The organism is Hyella patelloides LEGE 07179 (genome assembly GCF_900659865.1).
GTDB lineage: Bacteria > Cyanobacteriota > Cyanobacteriia > Cyanobacteriales > Xenococcaceae > Hyella > Hyella patelloides.
This window is the reverse complement of sequence record NZ_LR213782.1, coordinates 23,142-35,802: the sequence shown is the minus strand read 5'-3', so window position 1 is coordinate 35,802 and position 12,661 is coordinate 23,142. Positions and strand designations below refer to the sequence as shown.

General features: G+C 35.6%; 8 protein-coding genes. 7 read left to right on the top strand and 1 reads right to left on the bottom strand.

Translation table 11 applies throughout. The features are described 5' to 3' along the window. The first annotated feature begins 1 nt into the window (after position 1). The 4 genes from truB (at position 2) to H1P_RS04575 (ending at position 5,233) form a co-directional block, all read left to right on the top strand. Complete coding sequence (gene truB, locus H1P_RS04590; protein ID WP_144864608.1) at positions 2 to 958, top strand: tRNA pseudouridine(55) synthase TruB; 957 nt, start codon at positions 2 to 4, stop codon at positions 956 to 958. Between the two features lie 71 nt (positions 959 to 1,029). Then, a complete protein-coding gene (locus H1P_RS04585; protein WP_144864606.1) occupies positions 1,030 to 3,060 on the top strand; it encodes an ATP-binding protein in 2,031 nt (676 codons plus the stop codon). A 92-nt stretch (positions 3,061 to 3,152) separates the two neighbouring features. Continuing rightward, positions 3,153 to 3,560 (top strand): response regulator, encoded by a 408-nt coding sequence (locus tag H1P_RS04580; protein ID WP_222426927.1) that lies wholly within the window; start codon positions 3,153 to 3,155, stop codon positions 3,558 to 3,560. Positions 3,561 to 3,601: 41 nt separating this feature from the next. After that, positions 3,602 to 5,233: a diguanylate cyclase domain-containing protein gene (locus tag H1P_RS04575; protein WP_144864603.1), complete on the top strand. Its 1,632-nt coding sequence runs from the start codon at positions 3,602 to 3,604 to the stop codon at positions 5,231 to 5,233. A 90-nt stretch (positions 5,234 to 5,323) separates the two neighbouring features. Here H1P_RS04575 and hmpF read toward each other — a convergent pair whose 3' ends face one another. Beyond that, complete coding sequence (gene hmpF / locus H1P_RS04570) at positions 5,324 to 7,057, bottom strand: pilus motility taxis protein HmpF (protein WP_144864601.1); 1,734 nt, start codon at positions 7,055 to 7,057, stop codon at positions 5,324 to 5,326. Positions 7,058 to 8,690: 1,633 nt separating this feature from the next. Here hmpF and H1P_RS04565 point away from each other — a divergent pair. The 3 genes from H1P_RS04565 (at position 8,691) to H1P_RS04555 (ending at position 12,547) form a co-directional block, all read left to right on the top strand. Then, positions 8,691 to 9,056, top strand: a complete 366-nt coding sequence (locus H1P_RS04565; RefSeq protein WP_144864599.1) for a response regulator transcription factor — start codon at positions 8,691 to 8,693, stop codon at positions 9,054 to 9,056. Between the two features lie 95 nt (positions 9,057 to 9,151). Then, entirely contained in the window at positions 9,152 to 9,682 is a 531-nt protein-coding gene (locus H1P_RS04560; protein WP_144864597.1) for a chemotaxis protein CheW, read from the top strand. Between the two features lie 243 nt (positions 9,683 to 9,925). Further along, complete coding sequence (locus H1P_RS04555) at positions 9,926 to 12,547, top strand: methyl-accepting chemotaxis protein (RefSeq protein WP_144864595.1); 2,622 nt, start codon at positions 9,926 to 9,928, stop codon at positions 12,545 to 12,547. The last annotated feature ends 114 nt before the right edge of the window (positions 12,548 to 12,661 follow it).

Sequence of the window (12,661 nt, the reverse complement as noted above, 5' to 3'; positions counted from 1 at the left end):
AATGTTCGGTTTTCTCAATTTAAATAAACCTCAAGGATTTACTTCTCATGATTGTGTAGCCAAAACACGACGCTTAATCAACATGAAAAAAGTAGGACATGGAGGTACATTAGATCCCGAAGCGACAGGAGTTTTACCGATTGCTGTGGGAAAAGCAACTCGATTGTTGCAATTTTTACCAGAAAAAAAAGCCTATCGCGCACGTATTCGTCTAGGTATGCAAACAACCACTGATGATTTAGAAGGTGAAGTAGTTGCAACTAAACCAGTAAATAATCTTCAAAAAGAGGAGCTAATTCAATATCTGAGCAAATTTAACGGTGAAATAGAACAAGTACCCCCGATTTATAGCGCAATTAAACAAAAGGGAAAAAAGCTTTATGAACTCGCAAGAAAAGGAATCGAAGTAGAAGTTCCTAAAAGAAAAGTTACTATCTATAGCTGTGAGTTAATTAATCTTGTTACGGGAGAATTCCCTGAAGTTGAAGTAGATATCTCTTGTAGTGCGGGAACATACATAAGAGCGATCGCTAGAGATTTGGGTGCAATGCTAGGAGTAGGAGGAACTCTGGCTAATTTAATCAGAACTGAAAGTTGTAATATGCAACTAAAGGATAGTATTAATTTTGAAACTATAGAAGAACAGCTACAAAATAATACTTTTAAACTAATTAGACCCGATCTAATTCTTGCTCATTTAACTACTATAACTCTCGATCTAGAACAGAGTAAACGCTGGTGTCATGGTCAGACTATCTGCTTACCAGACAAGAAAAGTATATCTGTTTATGACTATGAGATTAACCAAGAAAATTTAGCGACATTAGAGCAGCCAGTTCATTCAAGAGTTTACCAAGAAGATAGTAGATTTCTGGGAATCGGTGTCTTAAAAAGCCAAGAAGGTATTTTGTCCTCTAAACCCAAAATAGTTTGTGCTAACTTGGACATTGAAGATTAATCAACATTATTGGTGACTTCTCAATAATAAACGTTAAACGATCGATGTTCAGACAGAGTTCAATATAATTAGTGAATAAACAAGATAGTCATATTCTGTTACTAACAGAGTCTTTAAACACTTATAATTTAATTGCTTGCTGCTTACAAAAAATAGAATTATTAAAAATTAACTATCAATTAACTTGGTTATCTGACTGTTCTCAATGGGATTCATATTATAGCGATCGCAAGTATCAAACTTACATAGTTGATTATCGGTTTTTCCTGATACTAAAAGAAAAGAATTATTGTAATAGTTTACCTATAATTACCCTATGTCAAAGTTACGAAACTGGAATAAATAGTGTCAGAGCAGGTGCTACAGATTATTGGCATCTTCAAAAATTAGATGAGTATAACATTGAACGTTCTTTAAGATTAACTTCGAGTAGTTATCAGCAATCTCTTTCTTTAAAAAATAAGCAAAACAAAGCTTTCTATCAAGATTTTTTTGACGATTGTGTTGATGGTTTATTTTCAATTGATCGTTTATCTAATGGTACATTGGTCTATGGCATAGTTAACTCTGTTTATGCCAAAATTACAGGTATGCCCAAAGAAGAAATCACAGGTAAACAAATCACAGAAATACTACCTCCATTAGAAGAAAGAAAGTATCAAGATTGCTTTTTTTCACAAAAAAATATTAGTTATGAAAACACAGTAAAAACTAAAAATGAGCTTCAAACATGGTTAATTATGCTTGTTCCTATAAGAAATCAACAAGGAGAAATATTTCAAATACGAGGAAGTGCCAGGAATATTACTAAAGACAAACAAGGAATTACTCAACAAATACGTCAAACTCGCTATCGTAACCTACTACGTTCCATTGCCTTAAAAATTCGCCAGTCTCTTAATATTTCTAAGATTATTACTACTACAGTGACAGAGCTACAAACAATGTTTTATGCAGATAGAGTAGTAATTTTACAATTTTTAGTTGATGGTTCAGCAAAAATAATTGAAGAATCAGTTACACCTAATTTTCCTTCAATGTTGGAACAGATAATTAGTGATGAATACTATAACGAAATTCTATCTCATCAGTATGAAGAAGGTTCTTTTTATGCTTGGGAAGACATTGAAACCGTAGCTATAGATGCAGACTATTACAAATTTCTTCAAAAATATCAAGTTCGTGCCAATTTAATTATACCTATTGTCAGACGTTCCGTAATACGCGATCGCCATAATGTTTATCCTAATTCGATCGCTCGTATTTGGGGATTATTATGTGTTCAACAGTGTAGTAAACCCCGCAAATGGACGAGAGATGAAATTGAATTATTACAACAGTTAGTAGAACAATTAAATACTGCTTTATCTCAAGCAGAATTATTAGAAAGCGAAGTCAAACAACGTCAAGAATTAGCTCGCTCTAATGCAGAATTAGAACAATTTGCTTATGTTGCATCACACGATTTACAAGCACCATTACAAACCATTTCTAATTATGCTCAACTACTAGAACACCGCTACCGTGAAAAACTAGACGAAAAAGCAGATAAGTATATTAATTATATGGTTAGTGCGGTAGGACGCATGAAAAATCAAATTGACGATTTACTGGAATATTCCAGAGTAGATCGTCAGCAAAATACTTTTCGCGAAACTAATTTTTGTTTTATCGTCAAACAAGCGATCGCAAATTTACAGTCAGAAATCGAACTTAATCAAGCAGAAATTATCTACAGTGACAATTTACCTAAATTAATCGTCGATCATAGTCAGTTTGTTACTTTATTCCAAAATTTAATTAGTAACAGCCTCAAGTATCGTTGTTCAATTCCTCCTGCTATTAAAATTGATGTTACTCAACAAGATGATGTTTGGCAATTTTGTATCCAAGACAATGGAATTGGTATCGAAAAACAACATCAAAAACGCATTTTTCAAATTTTTCAACGGCTTCATACCCAAGAAGAATATCCTGGTACGGGTATCGGGTTAGCGATTTGTCAGAAAATTGTGCAACGTCACGGGGGAGATATTTGGGTAGAATCAGAACTTGACCGAGGTACAACTTTTTATTTTACAATTCCTAACCAAAACAATTGAATTAGCTGAAATAGAAGATATAATTAGTAAGCATTACCTAGTTATTTCCAAGTTCTATGTCTCTACAATTTTCAACAATAAGTAACATTTTATTGATAGAAGATACACTTAGTTATCAAGATTTAATGCGAATAGCTTTTGAAGAAAATAATCTGCCTCACAAGTTACATATTGTAAGTAATGGAGAAAGTGCTTTAAAATTCCTTCGACGAGAAAAACCATATTGTAATGTACCTCGTCCCGATTTAATCTTATTAGACCTCAATTTACCAAAAATTAACGGTCATGAGCTACTAAAAACAATTAAAGAAGAACCAAAATTTAAGATAATACCAGTAATTATACTGACATCTTCAAACGCACAAAAAGATATTATAAAAAGTTATAATTTAAAAGCAAATTGTTATCTAAATAAACCTTATAATTTACAAGAACTTATCAATTTAGTTAAAATCAGCTTGAATTTTTGGTTAAACTATTCTCAGTTACCTCAAAATTAATAAATAGTAAAAAAATTAATCATTTTTGAAATTATTTTTCCGTGAATACAGATATAGTTAAAATACTTCTGATAGAAGATGAGATTGCCGATGCTGATTGGCTAGATGAAATTTTAGTCGAACAAGACCACCCAACTGTAGAGATCGAACACGTTAAACGTTTAAAAGAGGCGGTTGTTAGCTTATCTCAAAATAATTTCGATGCTATTTTACTAGATTTATCTCTTCCAGATAGTAAAGGTTTAGAAGGTATTGCCAAAATTAAAGAAAAAGCACCAAACACTGCAATTATTGTTTTAACCTATCTCAACGATCAAAATATCGCCATTGAAGCTTTACGTCAGGGAGTTCAAGACTATTTGATTAAAGGAAAAATCACGAGAGAATTGCTGATTCGTTCTATTCTTTATGCCATTGAAAGACAAAAAGCAGAAGTTAAGGTAAGACAAGATGCCCTCATGAAAGAGATGTTAGATCGTATTCGTCAGTCTCTAGATTTGAAAGAAATATTAGATAGTACAGTAGTAGAAATCAGAAGATTTTTGGCAACAGATCGAGTACTATTCTATCGTTGTGAGGCTAATAGTACAGGAGAAATTATTGCTGAGTCTATCAAACCCAAAGAAGAGCAAGATTTGTCAACTCAATCCATGATGAATAGCATAGATTTTTTTGAGTTACACTCTCTTTTGGCTCAATCTGATAACATTCAAGCCATTGAAGATGTGATTGCAGCACCTCATGAAGATGTCTATTTTTTAGCAGAGCATCAAATTAGATCGGTATTAACTTTGGCTATTTGGCGCAGTTCGATTGTTACAGAGTCTTTAGATGCTTCTAATTACTTATATAATGAAATCGAAGAAAATTTTTTACCTGCCAATTTAGTCAGTACAGATAACTACAGGGAAAATACGGAAATTAATCGTAGTTGTTCCAGTAAAATTACTGATAGTGAAATTACCAATAGTGAAAAACAAAATAGCACTCGCTTGTGGGGAATGTTAGTCGCTCATAACTTTCAGACTCCTCGTAAATGGCAAGATTGGGAATTCGACTTCTTAGAAAAGCTGACAATTCAAATTACTATTGCCATTCAGCAATCAGAACTTTATCGTAAATTACAAGATGTCAACCAGCAACTCGAAAAACTAGCTATTTTAGATGGTCTAACAGGAGTCGCTAATCGCCGTTACTTCGATCGCATTTTACACAACGAATGGCAACGCCTCGCTAGAGAGCAAAAGCCATTGTCCCTAATTTTATGCGATATTGACTACTTCAAACTGTATAATGATACCTATGGTCATCCTGCAGGCGATCGCTGTTTACAAGCCGTAGCCAAAGTGCTGAAAACATCTACCAAAAGACCTGCTGATTTAGTTGCTCGCTATGGTGGAGAAGAATTTGCCATTATCCTACCCGATACCAATACTCAAGGTGCTTTATTTGTCGCCAATGAAATTCGTCGTAATTTAGCTCAGCTTAAGTTAGTCCACAAAAAATCTGCTATCAGTCAACATATAACCCTCAGCATTGGCATTACTACCCAAATCCCTTTACCCAAAGCATCGCCCCATCACTTAATTGCTCAGACAGATAATCTTCTTTATCAAGCAAAACGACAGGGAAGAGATTGCATTGCGATTAACGATCCAAATCAAACAACTTAAACTGCATCTAGTTTGAAAGTGAGGGATGTAGAGGCTAGCTAGACAGGGTTTCAAACCAAATCAAAAATCTTAACCTTACTTTATTAATTTTTATGTACTAACTAAATCCTTAATCATACGGTCTATCTCTGTTAACACCTCACTGGGACTTTGACCTGTTTGATCTTCATCCGTTATCGAAGAACTTATAGTTTCAAGCTGTTCTCTAATTTGATTCAATCCATCTTGCAGAGATTGTAAATTCTCCTGATAAAAATCCAACTCTGCTTGCATTTTCGTAATGGTCAGATTTTGTTTTTCCAACACATCAACTTGTTCTTGAATACTGCGATTTAAAGTTTCTTCTTTAGTTGTTTTTTGTTCCAGGTCAGTTTTTAAAGTAGTAATATTTTCTTGAATACTCGCCACTTCCGACTCTAACAACTCCTTTTGCTGTAAAAGATTCTTTTGTTGTTGCTGCAAAGTATTTTTAATCGGTTCTAAATCAACAGTTTGAAGCTCTGCGTCCAAATCAAATACACCCTGGCGACGTTTGAGAATTCGTGAATGCTGTAAAAATCGCTCATGTCTTTCTTTTAACGAACGACGTTGACCAACCAAGGTTTCATCCAGCATTTTCTTCGCTTCTTTTTCTTCTGCCAGTTCGTGATCCAAAGCCAGGCGATCGAATTCACTAGCTTCTTGAATTTTTTGTTCTAATTCTGCTACGGCTTGACATTGCCAGCTTAATTCTTCTTCTTGATCTTGAACAAACTGCGCTATCTTCTGAAAATCTTTTTCTAAGTTAGTCACAATCTTCTCCAGTTCAGATAAAGGCATATTTTCCAGCGCTTGAATATCGATCTTTTGGTCTAGTGCCATACCAGAAGATTCAATACCTGCAAAGTCTAAACTATCTTGGATTTCTGCTTGCAACTTTTCTTGTTCTACTAAAATTGCAATGATCTCTTGCTTGCTTAAGAGTGATTGTTGCTTTTTTTGTAGCTGCTGTTTAGCTCCATCAATAGAAGTTACCAAAGTATCTAGCTCTTGTTGAGCATTGTTAAGTGCCGATTGAGACTGAAGATATTTTTGTCTGTCTTGCTCAATAATTTTTTGATTCTGCTCCAGTTTTTGCCAATGCTTGGTGAAAAGCTCTTGCTGCTGGTCGATAGCACTCAAGCAAGAGTGTAAATGTTCTCCCCAAGAACCTGTAAAATCAATCTCAGAAGACAAAGAATCTAGCAGACTTTGTATTTCCGCAGCCTGTTTTTCATCCAGAAACTTACCTTCTTGAAAATTTTGCTCCAGACGTTGTTGTTCCTGCTGAAGTTGTTCCCTTTCTTGTGCTAATTTTTGACTTTTAAGAGTTAGCTCTTTTCTTAAGAGCTCTGCTTCTTCTCTCGCTGCTGATATTTCTTGGCGTTGTGCTTCAAATTGATTAAACTCTTCCTCCATTCTCTCTAGCTGTTCTAGGCGAGTTTCCATTTCTAACTCACGCGAACTTAGCTGTTCACTCTGAATGGTTAAAGATTCTTTCCAAGTTTCAATTTCTTCTTCTTGACTTTTACTTTTCTCTAACAGACGAGAAAAGCTTTGTAGTATACCAATAATTCTCGTAGAAGCAGGTTCGAGAGTTCCTTGTATTTGGTTATTAGAACTCAGATTTACCATTACCAAAGCTCCATCACCCAGATTTCCTGTATCTTCTATGGTGATAGATTCGTTTCCTGGCACAACATTCCAGCTACGGTCGTTACCTTGACAAGCTAAGAGCTTGAGCTTCGTCTCAAACCCTCCCATAAAACCCTTGCTTTGCTTTTGTATTTCTGCCAAATATCGCACTCTTGCAATCCCCTTATTTTCTATGCTTAAACCACAAAATAATTAGTTAAAAAATTATTAATTAATATATATCTTGTAACCTGAAAAATCTAGTAAGTCTTGTTGCTATAATCAAGCCAATTGGTTAAGACTCAGTTCAGTTGATATCTTGTTGCTCATTTATCTTCTAAAGTGTTTCAACTATATCGATCGCTAAAAATCGTAAATTGAACTTTTATCAGCAAGCAACTAGTGATTGAATGATAGCCTTCATTTATTATATTTTTTTAAAATTTTATTTATCATTGAGATTTTTCTAATGATTACTAGATACATCTTTATACAACTAGCATAACCACCATTCTAATTGGTTGCCAAGGTTTTTCTAAAAGATATTTGTTATCTTAGTAATCTTGATATCGCCTGAAATTCAATCTAAGTAAGTTTACTATTTAAAACCAGTGAAAATGCCAAAAAATTTCAGAGGAATCAACATCCAAAGTTAGATTAAACTTTTAGCATTAAAGCAAACAAATGGTATTTTATCAGTAGAAACACTAGTATCTAAAAAGGTTCAGTGCTAAGAATTAAACAGCCATTATAGTCCAAAAAACATAGCTATTCTCTCTGTTTCTTCATCTAATCGACAAATCAGTTATAAATCTTGTCTCAGTGGTAAAATTCCCCATACTTTTCTGGAAAATCGCCATGACATCACAAAACTAAAAGATTGTCTGACGTATTATCAACTAGAATCAAAATTGAATCAATATCTTGATGCTTGCTAAGTCAGCAATAATACCAAAATGAGAAAATATAATTGTCTTATTTGGTTACTACAAAAAAAGACCTTCAGCCATTACAACTAAGATCGCTTCTACTCAATTTAAGAGAAACAACAATCTTCGATCTTTTTCTGTGTAAGCAAGGTCAATTAACTTTTCAAATAGATAATTTTCAATACCCTCTATCCCAAATTAGCTCTACAATCACAATTATTGGCAAGCTGGAAAGAAAACTCAAATAGTGGAAACAGTTCGATCTCCACATTCGATATCCCCATCAACTTCTCAAACTCGGAGAACAGACTACGCTCAAAAACACCATATCTCTTAGAACCTATGAATCTCTTACCTCATGAACCGATCGCAAAAAGTAGTTGTTACAGTTACTCAAACAACTACATTGCTCTTTAATTCATATTGGAAAAGCTCTTTATCCTTATATTCAAAAAGGGTTACTGACAATTGAAACCAACAATTAGCTATCTTCAACTAAAAATTTAGTCAGTTAAGTAAATAAGATAAACGTCGCCAGTGGACATAGACAATCAGGTGGCAATTAAAGTAAATGTAGAGTATATTCTGAAGCAGAAAGGTCATAAAAGTTAAATCTTGTATAAGAACTCAATTATTGTTTATGGTCAAAAAAAATAAATATAAGATTGTTAAGTAAGACTCAGAAAAGATCGTCAATGATTAAAGTACAATTGATTAACATTGGAAACCACTATTGTCAAAAAATAGACTAATTGAAAATAAGTGACTATAAAAGATTAAGAACCTGTCTCAAGGTATTTAATTAAATATAGATCATCACTGATCGCAGAGTACACTTTATGTAATTAAGTATGAATGTTTGCAGATAGCGTATTATGAGCAAAGTTCTAATCGTAGAAGATAGTTTGGCACAAAGACAAATGATCTCTGACCTACTCAAAGGAAGTGGTCTGAAGGTCATTGTTGCTTGCGATGGGGTAGAAGCTCTAGAACATCTGGAAAAATTTAATCCAGATATAGTTGTTATGGATATTGTGATGCCACGGATGAATGGTTATGAACTTTGTCGTCGTCTGAAGGCAGACCCTAAGACACAGAATGTTCCTGTTGTGATGTGTTCTTCTAAAGGAGAAGAATTTGACCGCTACTGGGGAATGAAGCAAGGAGCAGATGCTTATATTGCGAAACCATTTCAGCCAGTAGAGTTAATTGGCACGGTTAAACAGCTACTTCGGGCTTAATTGCTTTTGAGACTCGAAGATACCGAATATTTCATTCAGTAGGTAATTTAGGGAAATCAAATCCAGCAAGTAATCAACTAATTTTTAGAAATGTAATGGCTAGTAATCCAGAGTTGTTCATTGGAAGCGATCAAGATTTTTCTTTGGAGCTTCAGACATTAAGTAACCCAGAAGGAGAACTTCATCTAAGATTTTTCTTGCCTTCTGGAAAAGAATTTGCTCTACCAGCCACGGGCATTGCAGAGGTTTTACAACAAGCTCCTGATGAAATTGCTCCCATACCCAATGCTTCTCCCTTACTTTTGGGAACTATTAATTTAAGAGGAAAAATTGTCTGGGTCGCTGACCTCTGTCAATTTTTGGGAGACTCAGGCAGTCTCAATACTGACAGACCAACTATTCCTGTCATTGCAATTGAAAACCAAGAACAAGTTTTGGGCTTGGCAATTGAAAAGATTGGAGATATGGATTGGCTGGATTTAGATAACTTAGAAGCAGTGAGCGAATTGCTCGATAGTATGACTCCTTTTGTATCGGGTCAATGGCAATGGCAGAGAGAAGAATTGGAAGTTTTAAATCTTTTAGATTCCTCGAAGATTTTGCGTTCAGCAAGATGGGCAGCCTAATTAATTTTACTGAATATTTAATTAATGGCAGCAAACTTAATTATTTATGCTACAGACTATATCTAAATATCATAAAAAATATTATTAATGACATTTAATTACTGCCTAAGCGAAGCTGTTACAAGTCAGAGATTACTCTGCCTCAAGCTCAAACATCATCGAGTCTAATCCGACGGTTGCTCAAAATCCTCAGTAAATTCTCAACTGCGTAAACAACACTTAAATTAACTTGATAAAAAGCAGATGGCATCAGGAACTAACTATTCACAAGAATACGGACAAGCAGAAAAAGCTTATCGAGAAGGAGATTTTACTCAAGCAGCTAAAATTATCGACCGTTTAGCTGAAGAATTTTCAGATAATCCGAATATTTTATTGCTCAGGGGTCACATCTATTGCTCTGGATTTCAGAATTATGACCTAGCCGAAGAACAGTATCAGGCTGTTTTGGGATTAAGCTCAGAACAAGATGTAGTAGAATGCGCTCATAATGGAATTGAACACGTTAGAAAATTACAGCAACAATCAGTAAACTCTTTTGCCGAATCAGACTGGATAGATTCTGGTGCTTCTGAAAATGGGGATTTTGCCAACTTTAATTCTCATGATTCTGATTTTGAACTAGACAACTTTGCTGAGGACGAGATAGAAAACAATGGTTTTGGTAATTCTTTTAGTGAAGACTCTATAGATGAGCTAGCAGAAGATGATGGAGATTATGAAGACCCGTTTTCTGATTTTGATTCTCCTGATATAGTAGACTCTGCTGAGTCAGATTCTTTTGGATTTACCTTGGAATCGATAACTCCTGATACGGAAGAAAACAGTTATGGTTCAGTACACAATAGTGAAACCTTTATGGTTGAAGAAGATGATGAGCAAGACGAATACCTAGCTGCTGATTCTTTTGGCGAGACTGCCGAGCCCGACAATGAAGTAGACTACGATATAGAAGAAAACAATTATCTTTCAGAAACAAATAATGATGAATTTGATGATGATGAGTTTAGTGATGAAGAGCTTGGTCTAGATAATAACTTTGAAAATAATTTCACAGCTAATAGTGAATTAGAAATTGATACAGTTCTCACTGAGCCTCATGCTATTGATAATTCAGAAGGCTTTAATTTTGGAGAGTCATCGGAACATGACGGGCTAGATTACCAAGATGAGTTGGAATTTGATGAAATTGATAGTAGTTTTTTCGATTTAGAAGAATTAGAGCAGGGACTTCCTGATACTGGTTTATTTAACGTTTCAGGGGATTTGAGTGAGGCAGGTTCTAGTTTTTCTATGAACCAGGGTATGGAAAGCTCAGAGTTGGTTGGTGTAGAAGATGATGCCTTTGCTGCTGCGGATAGTATAGATAGCAGCATGGTTACCACAGAATCAGAAATTGAACCAGTAGTTGAAGTTAGACAAGGATTTTGGGGCGGTTTTATTAATGCGACTATGCCCAAAAAACAATTTATTACAGCTTGTTGTACTGGTATAGTATCAGCGATCGCTGTATTGGGTGCGGGTGTCGGAAGTAGCATTTTACTTGCTCCTGAAACAGAAGAAGGAACACCTTCTATCGACTTGGTGAGTAGCAGTTTAATGTCTTTAGTAGCTGGAGTTGCTGGTTTTACTACAACTATGTTTTTTGGCTCAATGATTACTAAGCAAATCAATCAAGCGACTCAAAACCTACAGAATCAATTTGATGATGTTTATCAAGGTAATTTGAACGCCAAAGCCACAGTTTATTCCCAAGATGAGTTTGGTCGCTTGGCAACGGGCTTTAACCGCATGACCAGAGTTATTTTGACTACCACCCAAGAAGCACAAAGAAGAGCAGAAGAAACCGAACAAGCCAAAGAAGACTTACAGCGTCAGGTAATTCGCTTACTGGATGACGTAGAAGGCGCAGCTAGAGGGGATTTAACCGTACAAGCCACTGTAACTGCTGACGTATTAGGGGCGGTTGCCGATGCCTTTAACTTAACCATTCAAAGTCTGCGAGAAATTGTCCGTCAGGTAAAAGAAGCAGCCGAGCAGGTAAATAAAAGTTCTACTGATAGTGAATTGTTTGCTCGTAACCAATCTAGTGAAGCATTGCGGATGGCAGAAGAATTAGCCGTAACTCTTAATTCAGTACAGATGATGACGGAATCTATCGAGAGGGTAGCAGAGAACGCCCGCGAAGCAGAAGAAGTAGCCCGTTCTTCCTCGGTAACAGCACTTAAAGGAGGTAAAGCGGTAGAAAGTACGGTAGCAGGAATATTCCAGATTAGAGAAACGGTATCGGAAACAGCGCGGAAAGTAAAACGCCTAGCAGAAGCATCCCAAGAAATCTCAAAAATTGTCTTGTTAATCTCCCAAATCGCCGAAAGAACCAACCAATTAGCTCTCAATGCTTCTATTCAAGCAGCCAAAGCAGGAGAAGCCGGACGGGGCTTTGCGGTAGTTGCGGATGAGGTACGACAGTTAGCAGATAGGTCTGGTAAATCATTAAAAGAAATCGAGCAGATTGTCTTGCAAATTCAAAGTGAAACAGGCTCGGTAATGACCGCTATGGAAGAAGGTATTCAGGAAGTAATTGACGTTACCGACAGAGCAGAACAGGCAAAAACAGCCTTAGAAGATATTATTCAAGTATCCAATCGTATTGATACTTTGGTTCGTTCAATTACCGCAGATACGGTAGAACAAAGAGAAAACTCCCGTGCGGTGGCACAGGTAATGCAATCGGTCGAATTAACAGCACAGGCAACATCCCAAGAATCCCAAAGGGTAGCGGGTTCACTGCAAAGCTTAGTAAGCATCGCTCGTGATTTACTATCTTCTGTTGAAAGATTCCGTATTGATAAAAATGAAGAGTAATCTCAGTAATCACCCAATCACCCAATCAATGAATTTTTAACCTCATCCCTCATAATTCATCTTTCATGCTTTCTCTGACGTAGTAGAATACTGGCAATCAATAATCAGTAAAAC

Excerpts from the sequence above, each read along its gene's own strand:
- H1P_RS04555 (WP_144864595.1), top strand. The coding sequence starts at position 9,926 with ATGGCATCAGGAACTAACTATTCACAAGAATACGGACAAGCAGAAAAA.
- truB (WP_144864608.1), top strand. The coding sequence starts at position 2 with ATGTTCGGTTTTCTCAATTTAAATAAACCTCAAGGATTTACTTCTCAT.
- H1P_RS04565 (WP_144864599.1), top strand. The coding sequence starts at position 8,691 with ATGAGCAAAGTTCTAATCGTAGAAGATAGTTTGGCACAAAGACAAATG.
- H1P_RS04560 (WP_144864597.1), top strand. The coding sequence starts at position 9,152 with ATGGCTAGTAATCCAGAGTTGTTCATTGGAAGCGATCAAGATTTTTCT.